The following is a 16,381-nucleotide window of genomic DNA, read 5'->3' as shown; positions in this document are numbered from 1 at the left end:
CACCCGTGAGAGTGGGAGGGGGAGTTGGGGTGGATGATCTAATCTATCCGCCATGCCTGATTTGCCGCATGGTGTGCACGGTCGGCCGCCCACCCCGGCGGACCGCTGGACCGCCTTCCGGGAGTCCCCCTACCTCCCGGCGACCGTGCTGGTGCTGATCGTGGCATCCGTGGCAGGGCTGTTCGCCGGTTCCTACACCTATGCGATGGCCAACCCGACCCCGCACACCGTTCCCATCGCGGCCATCGGCGCCTGGGACCAGGAGCAGGGCCGACGTTTCATCGCCGAGATGGAGAAGGGGCTGTCCACCTCACTGAAGGTGAGCGCCTACGACAGCTACCGAGCGGCGAAGGAGGCCGTGGACGACCAGACGGTGTTCGCCGTGCTCGACGTCCCTTCCCATGGGGACGCCATCACCTTGGATGTCTCCGGCGCCTCCGGGGCGTCCGTGGCCCAGGTGCTGACGGCAACGGCAGCAGAAGTCGGCAAGGCTACCGGGGTGCCGGTCACCGTTCGCGACATCAAACCGCTGCAGAGAGGTGATCCGCGGGGACTGGCGATCTTCTACATCTCCATCGCGGCCGTGATCATCGGCTTCGTCGGCGCCATCCAGTTGAACGTGCACGCGCGTGCGCTCATGCCATGGGAACGTATTGCCTTCATCCTCGTCTACGCCGTGCTCGGCGGATTCACCATCGCCGCGGTGGTGGACTGGCTACTGGGCTCCCTGAAGCTGCCCTTCGTCGAGTCCTGGTCGATCCTGACGCTGACGATGTTCGTGTCGGGCACGGTCTTCACGATGTTCAACACGCTGGTCGGGCGCTGGGCCTTACTGCCGACGTGGGGACTGATGGTCGTACTCGGCAACCCGTCCTCGGGCGGTGCCGTCTCCTGGCCGCTGCTGCCGTCTCCCCTCGGTGTCATCGGTCGTTGGCTGCCGCCCGGGGCCTCGGTGAACGCCCAGCACACCGCCGTCTACTTCGCCGGCCACCAGCACGCCTTCCCCTTCCTGGTGCTGGCCGGCTGGGCGGTTCTCTCCGGCACCGTCTTCTTCGTCTGGCGGCACTGCCATGCCGGTGGTCGTCCGGCCCCGTCCCATGCGGCGCCCTGATGCGCTTCAGTGGCTTGCCGAGATCAGGCTCGTGGCGTGCCCGCTCCGAATTCGGCAATTGCTTCGAAAAGGTAGAGTGATTGCTGGACGAGGTCCTCGCGTGAGGTCTGGATGACGCCGTCGACCCAGTTGAGGAGAATTTGATTCACGCCCCCGACCACGGCCATCGACATGGCTGTGGTATTGATTTCCGGGTCGTGCCATCCCTCAAGGAGCAGCGATTCCACCAGGCCTGCCAAGTGACGCATTCCGTGTCGGCGTTCACTTGCCGCGAGCGGACCGGCCGAGAGAGATTCGATCAGCTTGACGCGACTCCTTCGGGGGTCGTCGGTCACGCCGCGGGTCAGGACTTCGAGCATGCCACGTGCCCTGTCACGGCGGGTGCCGCCGACGTCGAGGGCCTCCCGGCGGCGACACCGATATGCGGATCGTCTTTCTCGCGCCGTCCCTCGCCCGGCTCATACCGGACCATCCCGCCGTGTTCCTTGCCTCCGACCTCGCCCGCGAGGTCCTGCTCGTCCTGACGGGCCCCCACAACTACGACGACTCTGCGCCTGACTACAGCCGCTCCGCGCGCCTTCGCCTCCTTCGAGTCCTCGTCGATGAACTCCGCGAAGCACCCGAACAGCCACTGCACCTGCCGGAGCCGCGGGACGACCGACTGCAAGCCATTGCCCGGATGCTGTACGAGCAGCCGGCAGACAACGCCACGCTCGCCGAACTCGGAAAGACGATCGGAGTCAGCACCCGCACCCTCAGCCGACTGCTCCGCAACGAACTCGGCATGACCTTCTATGAGTGGCGCACGCAGCTACGCATCCACCACGCGCTCGTGCTCCTCGCCGACGGCCACGACACCATCCAGACCGCCTACGCCTGCGGATGGGCCAACCCCAGCAGCTTCATCGCAGCGTTCACCGACATCGTCGGAACGACCCCGAGCCGCTACCGAACCAGTCGCCGGACCACCGCCAGCGCATCTCAACCCCCGACGGTGGTCAAGCCCTCGGGTTGATTTGTACTCGCACCCCCTGGCCGATGTGGTCCGCTGTGGGACAGGAGATGACCCCTGTGTGCCTCGCGATCGAGGCGAACCCCGACGATGTCGAGTTGCGGGCAACCGATCCGGATTGGTCGTACGGCCCTCGTCGTCACGCCGGAACCACGGATGCCTCAGGAGGCGGGAACCGCACGCACCCATGTCCGATCGTCCGTCAGGTACTTGTCGACCACCAGGCCCGCCCCTGCCAGCGCCTCCTCGAACACTTCCTTCGTCAGCGGCCGGGAGAGGAACGTCTGCGTCCATGCGGAGACCGGAAACTCATACTCCGCACGTACGGAGTGCGCTCCGTCGCCGACCGGCTCCGACGACACGATCCGCACGGTGAAGCCACTTGGGTCGACGCGCTCGCGAGGCAGGTTCGTATGGTAGTCCTCGCCCTCGCGCTGAATCAGTACACAGCCGCCCGGAGCGACATGCCGCCGACAGGTGCGCAAGAGGGCCTCCCGGACCTCGATGTTTCCGGCGTGCACCAGGAACGACGCCAGCATCACCACGTCGAACGTCTCACCCAGGGCGAGGTCCTCGATCGGACTGCACACCGTGCGCGCCCCGCGGACGCGCTCCAGCATCTCCGAGGACTCGTCCACCGCAGTCACCGTGAACCCCCGCTCCAGGAGCGGGTGGGTCACCCGCCCCACACCACAGCCCAGTTCCAGGATGCGCGCACCCGCCGGCACCGCCGCGACGATGACATCCGGCTCTGCCCCGACCGGAAGCCGCGCATACAGCTCGACCGCGCAGCCGTCGGGGGTGATCGCACCGGGTCCCGTCCCCTGATGTCCTGCTCGCATGTTCAGGCCCATGCCCGTCCAACGAGGCACGCCCTACGACAGTTCCTGCCGCTGCCACCGCGGGGTGCCGTGGGAGCCGCGTGAGGCTGCATCCGGGCGGACGCGTCGAGCTGGGAGGACGGCAGCAGGTCGTCCGCGCGCACGACGTCTGTGCGATGCACGAGGAGTCGGCCCGCGCCTATGGCTGGTCCGGAACAGGCGGGTCGCAGGCCGTGGTCATCGACGCGGAGCGGCTGGGAGTGCCCGTCGACGTGGTGCTGAGGGCGTCCTTTCGGCTGCGCCTGAGTCCGCTGCACGATCTGGTGCCCGGCCATCTGCGCGGGCTGTGGCACGACCCGGCTCGGCTCGAGACCGATCCCGGCGCGCCCGCCCTGGCGAGCGCCACCACGGACCTCGTCCGAGCACTGCTCGTCTCCGCCGCCCACGACGCCGGGGAGCAGCCGACCAGGGCGGCCATGAACGACGTCCTTGTCACCCGCATCCTGGCGTATCTGCGCCGGCACCTGAGCGAATCCGACCTGACTCCCGAGCGCGTCGCCGCGGAACATGCCATCTCGCGACGCCATCTCTATGCGGTGCTCAGCGGGGCGGGCATCAGCCTCGAGCAGTGGTTGACCAACGAGACTTTTGACCTGCCGTGAGGAACGCATGCTCCAGCGTGCAGGGAACCGGTCGCCCTGCCCCGGGCACCCTGCGCAGCGGCTCAGGATGGTGGCCTCGGAGGGACGCCGGTGTCAGGGAGGGGGGAAGCGGCCCGTGCGGTACGGCACTTCTGCGACGTACGTTCTGCTCGAACCGGACCGGCTCGGCCGCGGTGCGGAGTGGACGGTCGTGCGCGAGACGGTCGTGAACGGCGCGGAGCGAGGACGCGGCCTGTGGCTCCGCGGCGAGCCCGGAGTCGGCAAGACGGTGCTCCTGGAGCAGACGGGCCGATACGCCGCGGCACAGGGGATGCGAGTGCTCAACGTGAGCGGCGCGGAGGCCGAGAGGAACCTTCCGTTCGCCGCATTGCACCAACTGCGGTGGTCCCTGTGGGAGCACGTGGACGAGATCTCCGGTCCGGGACGGGCGGTGCTGTACCGGGCACTGGAGATGGGGGACGCCGAACCGGCTCCCTCGTACACCGTGTCCGCCGCCACCCTTGAGCTGCTGGTCGCGGTGGCACGGCGGCAGCCCCTGCTGATCGCGATCGACGGCATGCACTGGCTCGACGCCTCCAGCGCGGAGGTGCTGCACTTCCTGCAGCTCAGACTTGCCGCCGTACCGCTCGTCATGGTGGCCACGCTCCGGGAGGGAGCCCTCAGCGGACGGGACACCTCCGGCGTTCGAGTCCTGGACGTCCGGCCGTTGCGCGAGGGGGCGGAAGCGCTTCTGACGGAGCGGCATCCCGGCGCGCCCGCCATGACACGCACCAGAATTCTGCGGGAAGCGGCGGGCAACCCGCTCGCTCTGGTCGAGCTGCCGTCCCAGCTCGGCGCGCCAGAGCGGTACGGTCAGCCGCCGCTGCCCGACCACCTGCCGCTGGGGGAGAGGCTGGAACGCGCCTTCGCGCACCGCGCCGAGGCCCTTGGTCCTGCGGTGAGGGCCGAAACCCGCGACCTCCTCGACGCGACCGCCGCCCGTCTGCTCGCCGCGCCGAGCATGGAGCTCATCCGCGCCGCGATCGCGGCGGAGCCGGACACGCCCTCGCTCGCCGTGGGGACCCTGCACGAGACGCTCGGCCTACGCATCCTCGAGTACATGCGAACGCATCTCGCCGAGCGGGACCTCACCCCCGCCCGCGTGGCCGCCGCGCACCACATCTCGGTGCGCCATCTGTACTCCGTACTGGCCCGAAGCGGCGTCGGATTCGGCGAGTGGGTGGGCACGCAACGGCTCGACGCCTGCCGTCGCGAACTCTCGGACCGCCCCCGCGCCTTCGAAAGGGTGGGGCGGTCCTGCGTGAGACCCCGTGGACGGGATGAGCTCCTGCCCTGATCAGCCGACTGCCGGGCTGGGCGCCGGGGAGGTGGTGGCCGCCGGGGCGGCCGTGTTCACGTTCAGGTCCGGGCGGGGCGTGAGGACGACCATCGGCGCGCCCGGCTGGGGCGCGGGCGGGGTGAGCTGGTCCTTGGGCAGCTTCGGCGGGGTGCTCTGCTGGAAGAGGACCTGGTCGAAGTTGACCGTGCCGGTCTTCTCCAGCACCGTGATGTGGTCGAGGACAGTGTCGTTCGCCAGGTCGGCGAGCTGGCGCACCATGGTGTTCTTGGTGGTGGCGCGGATCTTCGCGATGGTCGGGAAGATCTGGCCGTGGGTGACCCGCATGATGTTCGCGGCGGTGTTGTCGAACTCCTTGCCGTTCGCCGCCGCAGAGGTCGCCACGAACTGCTGCTGCTGCGGGGTCGCCTGGTTCGGCAGGGTGATGCCCAGTTCCGGGGCGATCTTGCGGCACATCGCGTCGAGTCCGGCGTGGCCGACGATCAGGTGCTTGCCGGCCTCCCTCATCTCCGGCGTGGACCCCTTCTTCAACGCGATCTCGCCGAGCGGGTACTCCCACAGGCCGGCCGAGCGCACCTTGACCACGAAGTCACGGTCCGCCTCGGTCAGCGGACCGTAAGGGGTGTTGGCGATGACGCGGTCCGGAGAACTCGACGTGGTCTGGACGCCGAGCATGGCGGGGTAGGCGAGGGCGGTGAGGGTCAGACCCAGCGCACCCGCCACAAAGACGGTTCCTGCCATGTTCCGGGAGATGGGCATGATTGCCTCCAGGCGTGAGCGGCTTGCTTCGCCAGGAAGTACGTACGGACTTCAGGGATGGATCATCGTTCTGAAAAAATCTGGAAAAATCTCGGGAGGCTGTGCGGAGCGTCCGGCGCTGGTCCTGGTGCACGGTACCGGGCAGGGCGGGCGGATGTGGCGACGCCAGCTCGATGCGCTGTCCGATGACTTCCACCTCGTCGCACCCGATCTGCCGGGCTTCGGCGGCGCACCGGGGCCGTTCAGCTTGCCGGCGGCCGTGGAGTGCGTCGCCGAGATCGCCCGGCGTCCAGGACCTGTTCACCTGTGCGGCCACTCTCTCGGGGCGATCGTGGCGGCACGGACGGCAGCTGAACACCCGGACCTCATCGCCCGGTTGGTTCTGTCCGGTGGCCCCGAGATAGCACCGGGCAGGACGTCGCCACGGCGGCTTCGGCTCGAACGGCGTCGTCCAGGCCGGCTGGTCCGCGCGGTCTCCGACCTGCCCGATCGTGCCGGGTGGATCGACGTGCTGGACGCGTTGGAAGCGAGTGACCTGTCCCAGGTACTGCCGAGGATCGCCGCACCCACGCTCGTGCTGTGCGGAAAACGGGATCGCGGCAGCCTGCCGGACGCCCGACGCGCCGCGGCGGCCATCCCGGGGGCCCATCTGTCCGTCGTTCCGCACGTCGGGCATCTGATGCCCATGACGGCGCCGCGTGCGTTCAATGCCATCGTCTGTGCGTTCCTCGCGGACGGGCACCAGTAGACCCGTGCGTAGCGCCGGTCGCAGCGCTAATCGTGGATCTCGGCGATGTAGCCCCCCGGGAACTGCACGATGGCGCTGCCATGACCGGCCGCGGAGCGCGGCCCCCAAAGCACCTTCGCTCCGCTCGACTTGGCCTTGGCCAGCGTGTCCGCCAGGTGCGTCACCTCGTAGCCGGTGACCTCTCGCCCGAAGGGATACGGCAGGTGCCCGTCGGTCACCATGATGAGGGTCTTCCCGAAGGGGGAGGACAGGCTGATCCGCCGGTACGTCTTGCCGGGCAGACCGATGTCACCCGCGTCCGCACGCCGGTTGTCCGAGACGACCGATCCGCCGGTGAACCTCACATAGGAGCGCAGGTAGGCGTCGACCGCGTCGGCCGAGACGTACACCCGGTTCTCCGGCACTGTCGCAAGCGGCGGGTACGACGGCGCGGTGGTGTGCCAGTAGACCTGCGTGTTGATTCCGCCGGGGAACTGGATGACCGCGTCCCGCCCGATGGGGTCGGAGAACGGGGAGACGAGGAGATGCGCGCCGCTGGCCCGCGCGTGCCGGATGCCGGCGTCGAAGTCCTTCAGCAGCCAGCCGGTCCGTTCAGCCCCGAACGGGTACGGGACGGGCGTCTGGAAGTCGAAGACCGACAGGGTTCCGACGGGCGAGAAGATGAGCCGGGACTTGGTCCGGCTGGGTGTGGGGGTGACACCGGTGACCGTGACGGCGGTGTTCGTCCCGCCGAAGGTCGCCTTCCAGCTGGCGGTGAACACAGCCATCTTGCCGGGTTCGACATACACGTGTGTCGTGTCGTACTGAGGGCCGACGGCGATCTCGCTGGGAGCGCTCAGCCCGGCGCGGGGAAGGGTCTCCGCCGAGGTGGCGGCCGCTGGGACGACAAGCAGGGCGGCGGAGAGTGCGACGGGGAGGACGTGAGCGAGAGCGCGGTCTCTCATGGCTGCCTGCTCCTCTGGGCCACAAAGGCTGTCAGGATTCCTGCTGGGCGATTCCTTCCGGGCGCGGCGCTCAAGAAGGGCGAGCCGTGCTCGCGGCGCGCCTGCGTACACAACGGGGTCATGTACTCACCCACCGTAAACGCCGGTGTCCGGTGACGCATCTCTGACCGATTCGGGCCTCCGTCGGTCGGTGCCAGGAGGCGGACAGGTGGCAGTTCGCACGGGCGCGGCTAACATCCCAGTAGGCGCCTTTTACTGGTGTCTCCATTGATATTCACCTGTATGGAATGCACTGTCGAGGCCTCTCTCTCGACGTCGACCGGAGCCTCGATGTCTCTTCGGTCTCTTCGGTCTTGTCGGTCTCTTCGCCCGGGCGTCCGGAACCGCTGACGTGCGGCGGACATGACCTGCGCCCGATCGTCGAAGGCCGGCCCGTGCAGCACGTACTGCAGCGGTCACAACCCGTCCGGAGATGCACATGATCAACGCCATGCCGGTCGACGGCATCGCTCCCGATCCCCGCACCCGCGAACCGGCCGACCTGGTCATCCGCAACGGCCGCGTGCACACCGGAGACACCGCCCGTCCGGCCGCCGCGGCCCTCGCGATTCGCGGCGGCCGTATCGTCGCCGTCGGTGACGACCAGGACATCGCCGGCTTCGTCGGGACCGACACCCGGGTGGTGGACGCACTCAACCGGAGGATCATCCCCGGGCTCAACGACTCGCATCTGCATGTCATCCGAGGCGGTCTGAACTACCTGCTCGAACTGCGCTGGGACGGCGTCCCCTCACTGCGCACGGCCTTGTGGATGCTCCGCGACCAGGCCGGACGCACCCCCAGAGGCCAATGGGTGCGCGTCGTGGGCGGCTGGACCGGCGAACAGTTCGCCGAGCGGCGGCTGCCCACCGTGGCGGAGCTCAACGCGGCGGCCCCGGACACCCCTGTCTTTGTGCTGCACCTGTACCAGTCAGCCATTCTCAACCGGGCCGCAGTCAGAGCGGCCGGCCTCACCAAGGACAGCGTCCCGCCTCCCGGGGGACAGATCGTCCGCGACCACGCGGGGGAGCCCACGGGTCTTCTGCTGGCCGCCCCCGCCGCAGGCCTGCTGTACGCCACCCTCGGCAAGGGGCCCAAGCTGGACGAGGAACAACAGGTCGGCTCCACCCGGCACTTCCTGCACGAGCTGAACCGGCTGGGCCTGACCAGTGCCATCGACGCAGGCGGCGGCTTCCAGAACTTCCCCGAGAACTACGGGGCCGTCATGAAGCTGGCCGAGCAGGGCCTGCTGACCATGCGCATCGCCTACCACCTGTTCCCGCAGACCCCCGGCCAGGAACTGGATGACCTGCGGCGGTGGATCGGCATGGTCCGGCCCGGCGACGGCGACGAGTGGCTGCGCCTGAACGGAGCCGGGGAGAATCTCGCCTGGTCGCCCGCGGACTACGAGAACTTCACCGAGCCGCGACCGCTACGGCCGGACCCCGCCGACAGCGAACTCGAAGCGGCGGTACGCCTGTTGCTCGACAACGGATGGGGCTTCCGGCTGCACGCCACCTACGACGAGACCATCCGCGCCAACCTCGACGTGTTCGACAGGGTGGCGGCGGACGGTGGCTTCCCGCGCGGTGTGCCCTGGTTCTTCGACCACGCCGAGACCGTCTCCGAGACCAGCCTCGACCGGATCGCCGCGCTGGGCGGCGCCCTGTCCGTCCAGAACCGGATGATGTTCCAGGGCACGGCCTTCGCCGACCGCTACGGCGCGGCCCAGGCGTCGCACACCCCGCCCATCCGCAAGATGCTCGAGCGCGGCCTGCGGGTCGGTGCCGGCACCGACGCGACGCGGGTGTCCAGTTACAACCCGTGGCTGGCCCTGGAATGGCTGCTCCGCGGACGCACCATCGGCGGCAGACAACTGGCGTCCGCCGAGAACCGGGTCGACCGGGCGACGGCCCTGCGGATGTACACCGTCGCCGGCGCCGAACTCACCGGCGAGGCCGACGTCAAGGGCGTTCTCAAAGAGGGCTGCTACGCCGACCTGGCCGTGCTGTCGGAGGACTACTTCTCCGTACCGGAGGAGGACATCTCGCACATCGAGTCCCTGCTGACCGTCGTCGGCGGACGCATCGTGTACGCCGCGGGCGAGTTCGAGGGACTGGCCGCGCCCCTGCCCGGCGTGGAGCCGTCCTGGAGCCCGGTGGCGTACTACGGCGGTTACCACCACACGATGTTCCCGAGCCCCCCTTCCGGGGTGAACCAGGCGCAGTCCGTGGTCGAGGCCGCCGCCGCGTCCGAGGAACACCGTCAATGGCGCATCGTCCGAGGCTTCGCCGACGACAACGGCGCCTCTGCCGCCGGCGAGGTCTTCGACCCCTGTTTCGTCCTGTGACAGCGCCACCGCGAGGCCGCCGACGAGACGGCGAGCCGGAGCGGTGACCGGCCCGTCCACACCCAGCCGGAAGGCAGAGCCCCATGGTGAACATCCAAGACGTCAAGCCCGATCCCGCCCCGTCTCTGCTGACTCCACAGGACAGCGTCGTGCTGCTGGTGGACCATCAGCCGCAGATGTTCTTCGGCACCACCAGCGCCGACCGCGGCGACATCATCAACGCCACCGTGGGTCTGGCCAAGGCCGCCAAGGTCTTCGACGTCCCCGTCGTTCTCACGACGGTCGCGGCCAGGACCTTCTCCGGCCCCCTCCTCGGCCCGCTGGCGGACCAGTTCCCCGGTGTGGAGCCCATCGACCGCACCACGATGAACTGTTGGGAGGACGCACGGGTCGTCGACGCGGTCAAGGCGACCGGCCGCCCCAAGATCGTGATGGCGGGCCTGTGGACCGAGGTGTGCATCGCGCTCGCCGGCCTGTCCGCCAGAGCACAGGGCTACGAGGTCTACGTCCCCACCGACGCCTGCGGCGGTGTGTCGCTCGAAGCTCACGAGAACGCCTTGCGACGGATCACCCAGCACGGCATCGTCACGACGACCTGGCTGACCACCATGCTCGAATGGCAGCGGGACTGGGGCTGCACAGAGACCTACGACGCAGTCTCCGAGGTCGTCATGGAGCACGCCGGCGCCTACGGACTGGGTGTGGCCTATGCCCACTCCATGATCAAGCAGTAGGTCCGGCTCCCCACGCCGCAACGGCCCAGCGCTGCGGCAGCACGGCGGCCGGCTCACCGGCTTCGACGGGGAGGTCGAGGAGAGGACGCGGGCCATGGTGGAGTCCGCGACCTCGCGCAGGGTCTCCCACTATCTGCCGGCACGGACGGCCGGCGGGTCATGACCCGCCGGCGCGCACCCACGCACCGCCCGACCGCGCCGAGCACCCCGCCGACGCACGACCGCGCCGACAGGGAGAGTGCCCCTGTCGGCGCGGACGCGGTGCTGAGTACGGCTCAGGCGGAGAGACCGGCCTTGAGGGCCCCGGCGATCTGGATGACGCGCTCGGCCTGGTGGCGGGCGGAGTTGCGGGTGTCGTCGCCGATCGGGTTGTTGCCCTGGGCGTCGACGTGCGAGGTGCCGTAGGGGTTGCCGTCGACGAACTTCACCGGGTCGGTGTAGCCGGGGGAGACGATGATGCCGCCGAAGTGGTGGATGGAGTTGTACAGCGCGAGGAGCGTGGACTCCTGGCCGCCGTGGGCGGTGGCGGTGGTGGCGAAGCCGCTGTAGACCTTGTTGGCGAGCTTGCCCTGGGCCCACAGGCCGCCGAGGGTGTCGATGAACTGCTTGAGCTGCGAGGCGATGTTGCCGAAGCGGGTCGGAGAGCCGAAGATCACGGCGTCGGCCCACTCGACGTCGGCGGGGGTGGCCACCGGGATGCCGGCGCTGGCGGCGGCGTGGGCGGCCCACGCCTCGTTGGAGGCGATGGCCGCCTCGGGGGCCAGCTCCGCGGCCTTCAGCAGCCGAACCTCAGCCCCGGCCTTCTCTGCCGCCGCGCTGATCTCCTTCGCGATCTCGGCGCTGAAACCGGTCGAGGAGTAGTAGATGACCGCGAGCTTGACGGGGGAAGTCACGGGGGTGGTCTCCAATCCAGCAGTGCTGTCTGTGTTGCGACGGAAAAAGCCCATGGTGCGTGGCTAGCTTTCGTTTGAACTGTGCATCTCAGAAATCAAGGAGATGTGCGCTTGCGGCGCATGGTTGAAGGCTAAACCATCAAGCCGTGTGGTGCAACATTCAACTGAATTTGAATTTGTGTGCGGAGTGTGCGCGGACGGTCACTGTATGGTTGACGTCCTGCCGGGCCGTGGCCTTCGGAGGGAGGACTGTTGCGCGTCCTGATCGGCATCGTCGGGGCGCTGGTCGTCCTGGGGACGTTCTCCTCGGTGCTCCGGACCCTGGTGATCGCGCAGCCGACCCGCTCCAGCTTCACGCGGATGCTGCACAAGATGGTGTACGTGCCGTTTCAGTTCCTGGCGGACCGCTGCCGTACGCCCGAGGGCAAACACCGTGCGCTGACCCCTGTGGCGGCCGTGTCCATCCTGTTCCATCTGATCGGCTGGCTGATCGCCCTCTGGCTGGGCTATGCGATGCTCCAGGTGGCGATCAGCGGTTACGGCGTCCTGGACGCCCTGCGGGAGACGGGAGTTGCCCTTTTCACGCTCGGATTCGCCAGTGGCCGTCGGGTGGGCCTGACCGTTCTCGACTTCTGTGCCGCCGCGACCGGCCCGATCGTCATCGGCCTCCAGGTCGGCTATCTGCCGACCCTCTACGGCGCGTACTCCCGCCGGGAGGCCGAGGTGACCATGCTGGGGGCACGGGCCGGCAGCCCGTCCTGGGGGCCGGAAATCCTCGCCCGCTACGGGCAGGTCGGGCTCACCGGCAGCATGAGGGAGCTGTTCCGCAACTGGGAGCGCTGGTCGGCCGAGGTCAGTGAGAGTCACACCAGCTATGTCATCCTCAGCCGCTTCCGATCCCCTCGCTGCGACCGAAGCTGGATCGTCTCCTTGCTGGCCGTCATGGACGCCGCCGCCATGCAACTCGCCCTCAACCCCGGCCGCCCGCAGGCGGAGGCCCGCCTCGCGCTGCGGGCCGGCTTCGGCTGCCTGCGCGACATCGCCGACGTCTGGCGCATCCCGTACGAGTCCGACCCCTCGCCCGACACGGCCATCCGCCTCACGTACGAGGACTTCGCCGCGGCCGTGGCCCACGTGAAATCGAACGGCTACTCCGTCGAACGCACCCCCGAGGAGGCGTGGCCGCACTTCCGGGGCTGGCGCATCAACTACGAACACCTCGCCTACCGGTTCGCCTACGTCCTCGACGCCGTCCCCGCCCCCTGGTCCGGCCCCCGCCGCACTCTCATGGAGACCGTCGCCCCCGTCACCCCGGTCGACCGCAAACCGAGCGCTTCCCACTGAGCGTCCAGGTGGCCGACCGGTGCACCCCGCGACCTGACTAGCCGACCGGTCTAGTAATAGGGCTGTACGGGACGTACACTCCCCCCATGGGACGGACCAGCGACGCGCGGGAGAAGATACTCGGCGCCGCGCAGTCACTCATCGAGCTGCGTGGTTACTCGGCCTTGGGCGTGGCCGAGATCTGCAAGGCGGCCGGGGTGCCCAAGGGCAGCTTCTACTACTTCTTCGAGTCCAAAGAGGCTCTGGCGCTGGCCGTCATCGACGAGCACTGGACCGGCCAGAGAGCCGCGTGGACGCGCATTCTGACCGGCGACGCGCCACCGCTCCAACGGCTGCGCCGGCTGCTCGAAGAGACGGAGGCCGAGCAACGTGTCGGCAAGCAGAGCTGCGGGACGGTCTCGGGCTGTCTGTTCGGGAACCTCTCCCTGGAGCTGAGCAACCAGACAGAGGCCATCCGCTCCCGGCTTCAGCAGATCTTCGATGCGCAGGTGGACATGGTCGACGCGGTCGTCGTCGAGGCCCGGCAGCGTGGCGAGGTCGCCGTGACCGACACCCGGGAAGCCGCGCGGTCCGTGGTCGCGCAGCTGGAGGGCCAGGTGATGTTCGCCAAGCTGTACAACAACACGGACCGGCTCGGCCCCCTGTGGCCCAACTGCCTGGCCCTGCTCGGCGGACGGCCGACGCAGGAGGCAGTGGCCGGCGTCTGAGGCCCGGTCCTCGCCTGCGCGATTGCTCCCGGCGGCTGCGGCGGCCAGGTTTCCTCAGGCCTGGCCCTCGTCCGGTACGGGGAGGGTGTACGCCGGTGCGGACTGCCCCACCTGTCCGGCAGACCGTGCCGCCGGGGTCCGTTCTACGTCCGGCATCGTGTGGGGGAAGCCGACGCGGAGCACGGCGGCGGCGACCGCGGCGGCCAGGACCACCACCGAGGCCAGGATCAGGGCCTGGTGGTAGCCGTGGTGGAGCAAGGGGGTGACGGCCAGCGGGCCGAGGATCTGGCCGACGGAGTAGCCGGCCGTCAGCAGCGCGACCGACCGCGGGAACCGCAGATGGGCGCCCGCGGCCAGGGCGAGGGTGCTGACGCCGATGAACGTCGCGCCGAACAGGACCGCGGAGACCAGCGCGGCCGGCACCCCGCCGACGACGGCGGGCAGGGCGATGCCTACGGCCTGGATGACCAGCGCGGTGAGCAGCAGGCCGGGGCGGGACCAGCGACGCCCGAGCCATGCCCACAGTGCCGAGGACGGCACGGCGGCCAGTCCGGCCAGCACCCAGGCGCCGCTGCCGACCCAGCCCGGGGAACCCTGTCCGATCGCGGCGACGAGGAAGGTGCCGGCGACGATGTACCCGATGCCCTCCAGGGTGTAGCTGATGAACAGAGCGCTGAACCAGCGGTGTACCCGCGTCCTGGGACGTGAGCCCGTCTCACCGCCGGAGGGTGCGGGCGCTTCCTCGGGACGCAAGGTCCAGCAGGCGACGGCCATGAGCGCGCAGAGCGCGGCCGAGGCCCACCAGGCGGCGCGCCAGTCACCGAACGCACGCAGGAAGAGGACGACCAGTCCGGACAGGGCGATCCCGGCGCCGACGCCGCCGAAGGCCCAACCGGTCAGGTGGGCGGGGTGCTGCCTGAGGTGGCCGAGCAGGGAGTTGACCGCGATGACGAAGATCAGGGCGCTGGTGATCCCGGCGAGCAGCCGGAGCGCGAGCCATACGGCGGTGCTGTGGACGGTGGGCATCCCCGCCAGAGTGGCGGTCAGTACCACCAGGGAGACGCGCAGGAGCAGACGGGAGCGGACCAGCGCCGGGACGAGAATCCCCGCGAGCGCGCCGACGAGGTAGCCGACATAGTTGGCGGTGGCCAGATTCGCACCGGCACTCGCGGACAGCCCTGCCTGCGCGTGCATCAGCGGCAGGATCGGCGTGTAGACGAACCGGCCGACGCCCATGCCCGCCGCCAGTGCCGCGGCGGCCTGGGCCGCGTGGCCGCGCGGCGAGTGCAGCGGGCGGTGCGGACGAACGGACGACAGGCCCAAGGCCGGCGAACTCATGTGGATATCCCTCTGACGCGGTGCGGATCTTGGTTGATGAAGGCCTTGGCGCGGCAGCCATGGATGTCGGCGATGGCCGCGGCACCGGCGCCGGTCACTGCGTCGCGCCGACGGTGTCCGGGTCGTTGGGGTGGGGCACCAGCGCGGTGACAGTGAAGGTCATCCAGGACCGGAGCGGCAGCGTGCCGAGTACCTTCTCGTGCAGCTCGGCCTCGTCGGCGGCCCGCCAGATGCCGATGCTGCGCAGCTCGCCGACCGGACGCCACAGCCGGTACAGATGGCCGGAGGCGGCCAGTTCCGCCGCGCGGACGGCCTCGGCGGCCCGGCGCCGCCCGACCTCGTCCTCACCGACGCCCTCGGGGATGGTGGTGGTGATCTGAACCAGGAACTCTGGCATCTCCTCGCTCCTCTCGGATCCACACCGGAGTCACTGGATCCGCGTCGTCGGGCCGTCCGGCCCCGTCCTCGCCTTCGTGTCTCCATCCTGGCCCTGCCACCAGGGACGTTGCCACGACCGGTGCCCTCCTTGCTGATAGGTGACACCTCCCAGCGCGCGTAGCATGGCGGGCGTGGAGCTTCGCCAACTCAGGTATTTCATCGCGGTGGCCGAGGAGCTGAACTTCGGCCGGGCCGCCGCGCGGCTTCTGATCGCGGGCCCTTCCCTCTCCCAGCAGATCAAGGCCCTCGAACGCGACCTCGGGGTGCGCCTCTTCGACCGCGATCGCCGCTCGGTGTCCCTCACTCCGGCCGGTGCGGAGCTGCTCCCGCACACCCGTGCCCTGCTGGAACGGGCGGATGACCTCCAGCGCCGCGCAGGCCGGCTGTCCGGCTCCGAACCGGTCCGGCTCGGCTACGTCAACTGGCTGCCCGGAGATCTGACCGTACGTACCTCCGCTGCGGCTCAGATCCACATCGACGCCTGGGTCGCCCCCTCGCACACCCAGGCAGCCCGGGTGGCCGACGGCAGCCTCGATCTCGCGGTGTGCTGGGTACGGGCCGAGGACGTGGAACGGCACCGCCTGAACGCCCGGCTCCTCGGCGCCGATCGGCTCTACGCCGTTGCCAAGGGAGACGACACCAGCCCCGTACAGGCCCGCGACACCGCGGTCCTCCTCGACGACGACATCACGTCCTGGTCCTCCTGGAACGTCTACGCCGAAGAACTCGCCCGTGACACCGGAGCCCGAGCCGTGCCCATCTCGGACGGCGGCATCACCGGCCCGGCCTTCTTCGACCACGTCCGCCGCTGCGACCGTCCGATCATCAATTCGCCCAAGGGGCAGACCTGCGCGCTCCCGGCCGACCTGGTGCGACGCCCCGTCGTCGCCCCCGAGGTCTACTGGACCTGGTCCCTGGTCCGGCGCGAGGACGAGACCCGCGCGGCGGTCGTCGCCGCCATGGACGCCCTGTGTGACGGCGTCGCGGACCTCGGCATACACACCGCCGACGCCTGGCTGCCCGCCGGCGACCCGTACCGGCAGTAGGGGCCGGGTCCCCGCTGACGGAAGCCCGTTCCACGGCGCCGACGCAGCCCCTCCGTGCCGATGCGATCCGTGGTCCTCCACCTGCGACGTCCTCACCTG

At 69.5% G+C, this 16,381-nt stretch carries 17 protein-coding genes; 10 read left to right on the top strand and 7 right to left on the bottom strand.

What is annotated here, in order from left to right; translation table 11 throughout:
* Window positions 1-52: 52 nt before the first annotated feature.
* Entirely contained in the window at window positions 53-1,111 is a 1,059-nt protein-coding gene (locus ACFYX0_RS16975) for an ABC transporter permease (protein ID WP_388970980.1), read from the top strand.
* A 23-nt stretch (window positions 1,112-1,134) separates the two neighbouring features.
* Here ACFYX0_RS16975 and ACFYX0_RS16970 read toward each other — a convergent pair whose 3' ends face one another.
* Window positions 1,135-1,470: a hypothetical protein gene (locus tag ACFYX0_RS16970; protein ID WP_388970979.1), complete on the bottom strand. Its 336-nt coding sequence runs from the start codon at window positions 1,468-1,470 to the stop codon at window positions 1,135-1,137.
* Window positions 1,471-1,589: 119 nt separating this feature from the next.
* Here ACFYX0_RS16970 and ACFYX0_RS16965 point away from each other — a divergent pair, with 119 nt between their 5' ends.
* Window positions 1,590-2,126 (top strand): helix-turn-helix transcriptional regulator, encoded by a 537-nt coding sequence (locus tag ACFYX0_RS16965; RefSeq protein WP_388970977.1) that lies wholly within the window; start codon window positions 1,590-1,592, stop codon window positions 2,124-2,126.
* A 158-nt stretch (window positions 2,127-2,284) separates the two neighbouring features.
* Here ACFYX0_RS16965 and ACFYX0_RS16960 read toward each other — a convergent pair whose 3' ends face one another.
* Window positions 2,285-2,965, bottom strand: a complete 681-nt coding sequence (locus ACFYX0_RS16960) for a class I SAM-dependent methyltransferase (RefSeq protein ID WP_388970974.1) — start codon at window positions 2,963-2,965, stop codon at window positions 2,285-2,287.
* Between the two features lie 80 nt (window positions 2,966-3,045).
* On the opposite strand from ACFYX0_RS16960, the gene ACFYX0_RS16955 reads away from it, so the two are divergent.
* Both ACFYX0_RS16955 and ACFYX0_RS16950 read left to right on the top strand, forming a co-directional pair.
* Window positions 3,046-3,606 carry a hypothetical protein gene (locus ACFYX0_RS16955; protein WP_388970972.1) on the top strand — a complete coding sequence of 187 codons (561 nt, stop codon included), beginning with the start codon at window positions 3,046-3,048 and terminating at the stop codon, window positions 3,604-3,606.
* Window positions 3,607-3,721: 115 nt separating this feature from the next.
* Entirely contained in the window at window positions 3,722-4,942 is a 1,221-nt protein-coding gene (locus ACFYX0_RS16950) for an AAA family ATPase (protein ID WP_388970970.1), read from the top strand.
* On the opposite strand, the gene ACFYX0_RS16945 is transcribed toward ACFYX0_RS16950, so the two are convergent.
* Complete coding sequence (locus tag ACFYX0_RS16945; protein ID WP_355916605.1) at window positions 4,943-5,701, bottom strand: DUF4142 domain-containing protein; 759 nt, start codon at window positions 5,699-5,701, stop codon at window positions 4,943-4,945. It lies immediately after the preceding gene.
* Here ACFYX0_RS16945 and ACFYX0_RS16940 point away from each other — a divergent pair.
* A complete protein-coding gene (locus tag ACFYX0_RS16940; protein ID WP_388970968.1) occupies window positions 5,682-6,449 on the top strand; it encodes an alpha/beta fold hydrolase in 768 nt (255 codons plus the stop codon). The genes ACFYX0_RS16945 and ACFYX0_RS16940 overlap by 20 nt on opposite strands.
* Window positions 6,450-6,475: 26 nt before the next feature.
* Here the strand turns inward: ACFYX0_RS16940 and ACFYX0_RS16935 are convergent, their stop codons facing one another.
* Window positions 6,476-7,393: a glyoxalase gene (locus tag ACFYX0_RS16935; RefSeq protein ID WP_388970966.1), complete on the bottom strand. Its 918-nt coding sequence runs from the start codon at window positions 7,391-7,393 to the stop codon at window positions 6,476-6,478.
* 478 nt (window positions 7,394-7,871) lie between these two features.
* On the opposite strand from ACFYX0_RS16935, the gene ACFYX0_RS16930 reads away from it, so the two are divergent.
* Complete coding sequence (locus ACFYX0_RS16930; RefSeq protein ID WP_388970964.1) at window positions 7,872-9,782, top strand: amidohydrolase; 1,911 nt, start codon at window positions 7,872-7,874, stop codon at window positions 9,780-9,782.
* An 83-nt stretch (window positions 9,783-9,865) separates the two neighbouring features.
* Window positions 9,866-10,516, top strand: coding sequence for a hydrolase (locus tag ACFYX0_RS16925; RefSeq protein ID WP_388970962.1), 651 nt, complete (start codon window positions 9,866-9,868; stop codon window positions 10,514-10,516).
* A 275-nt stretch (window positions 10,517-10,791) separates the two neighbouring features.
* Here the strand turns inward: ACFYX0_RS16925 and wrbA are convergent, their stop codons facing one another.
* Window positions 10,792-11,409: an NAD(P)H:quinone oxidoreductase gene (wrbA, locus tag ACFYX0_RS16920; RefSeq protein ID WP_311699579.1), complete on the bottom strand. Its 618-nt coding sequence runs from the start codon at window positions 11,407-11,409 to the stop codon at window positions 10,792-10,794.
* A 252-nt stretch (window positions 11,410-11,661) separates the two neighbouring features.
* Here wrbA and ACFYX0_RS16915 point away from each other — a divergent pair, with 252 nt between their 5' ends.
* The gene (locus tag ACFYX0_RS16915; protein WP_388970960.1) at window positions 11,662-12,753 is read left to right on the top strand and encodes a hypothetical protein; all 1,092 of its coding nucleotides are present in this window, start codon (window positions 11,662-11,664) and stop codon (window positions 12,751-12,753) included.
* 86 nt (window positions 12,754-12,839) lie between these two features.
* Entirely contained in the window at window positions 12,840-13,460 is a 621-nt protein-coding gene (locus ACFYX0_RS16910; RefSeq protein ID WP_355916623.1) for a TetR/AcrR family transcriptional regulator, read from the top strand.
* Between the two features lie 54 nt (window positions 13,461-13,514).
* Here the strand turns inward: ACFYX0_RS16910 and ACFYX0_RS16905 are convergent, their stop codons facing one another.
* Together ACFYX0_RS16905 and ACFYX0_RS16900 are read right to left on the bottom strand one after the other, a co-directional pair.
* Complete coding sequence (locus ACFYX0_RS16905) at window positions 13,515-14,696, bottom strand: YbfB/YjiJ family MFS transporter (RefSeq protein ID WP_388971067.1); 1,182 nt, start codon at window positions 14,694-14,696, stop codon at window positions 13,515-13,517.
* Window positions 14,697-14,892: 196 nt separating this feature from the next.
* Window positions 14,893-15,195 carry a muconolactone Delta-isomerase family protein gene (locus ACFYX0_RS16900; RefSeq protein ID WP_388970959.1) on the bottom strand — a complete coding sequence of 101 codons (303 nt, stop codon included), beginning with the start codon at window positions 15,193-15,195 and terminating at the stop codon, window positions 14,893-14,895.
* 163 nt (window positions 15,196-15,358) lie between these two features.
* Here ACFYX0_RS16900 and ACFYX0_RS16895 point away from each other — a divergent pair, with 163 nt between their 5' ends.
* Window positions 15,359-16,282, top strand: a complete 924-nt coding sequence (locus ACFYX0_RS16895) for a LysR family transcriptional regulator (protein WP_355916629.1) — start codon at window positions 15,359-15,361, stop codon at window positions 16,280-16,282.
* The last annotated feature ends 99 nt before the right edge of the window (window positions 16,283-16,381 follow it).

The sequence above is a fragment of the Streptomyces sp. NPDC002573 genome (genome assembly GCF_042889625.1).
In the GTDB taxonomy this organism is placed as follows: Bacteria; Actinomycetota; Actinomycetes; order Streptomycetales; family Streptomycetaceae; genus Streptomyces; species Streptomyces gibsoniae.
Note: the sequence above shows the minus strand (reverse complement) of the source record. Positions and strands in the feature narration are given on the sequence as shown.

Coding starts and splice junctions, on each gene's coding strand:
- ACFYX0_RS16935 (WP_388970966.1), bottom strand. CDS start 7,393: ATGAGAGACCGCGCTCTCGCTCACGTCCTCCCCGTCGCACTCTCCGCC.
- ACFYX0_RS16975 (WP_388970980.1), top strand. CDS start 53: ATGCCTGATTTGCCGCATGGTGTGCACGGTCGGCCGCCCACCCCGGCG.
- ACFYX0_RS16925 (WP_388970962.1), top strand. CDS start 9,866: ATGGTGAACATCCAAGACGTCAAGCCCGATCCCGCCCCGTCTCTGCTG.
- ACFYX0_RS16945 (WP_355916605.1), bottom strand. CDS start 5,701: ATGCCCATCTCCCGGAACATGGCAGGAACCGTCTTTGTGGCGGGTGCG.
- ACFYX0_RS16930 (WP_388970964.1), top strand. CDS start 7,872: ATGATCAACGCCATGCCGGTCGACGGCATCGCTCCCGATCCCCGCACC.
- ACFYX0_RS16905 (WP_388971067.1), bottom strand. CDS start 14,696: ATGGGCGTCGGCCGGTTCGTCTACACGCCGATCCTGCCGCTGATGCAC.
- ACFYX0_RS16970 (WP_388970979.1), bottom strand. CDS start 1,470: ATGCTCGAAGTCCTGACCCGCGGCGTGACCGACGACCCCCGAAGGAGT.
- ACFYX0_RS16960 (WP_388970974.1), bottom strand. CDS start 2,965: ATGCGAGCAGGACATCAGGGGACGGGACCCGGTGCGATCACCCCCGAC.
- ACFYX0_RS16900 (WP_388970959.1), bottom strand. CDS start 15,195: ATGCCAGAGTTCCTGGTTCAGATCACCACCACCATCCCCGAGGGCGTC.
- ACFYX0_RS16895 (WP_355916629.1), top strand. CDS start 15,359: ATGGCGGGCGTGGAGCTTCGCCAACTCAGGTATTTCATCGCGGTGGCC.
- ACFYX0_RS16910 (WP_355916623.1), top strand. CDS start 12,840: ATGGGACGGACCAGCGACGCGCGGGAGAAGATACTCGGCGCCGCGCAG.
- ACFYX0_RS16940 (WP_388970968.1), top strand. CDS start 5,682: ATGTTCCGGGAGATGGGCATGATTGCCTCCAGGCGTGAGCGGCTTGCT.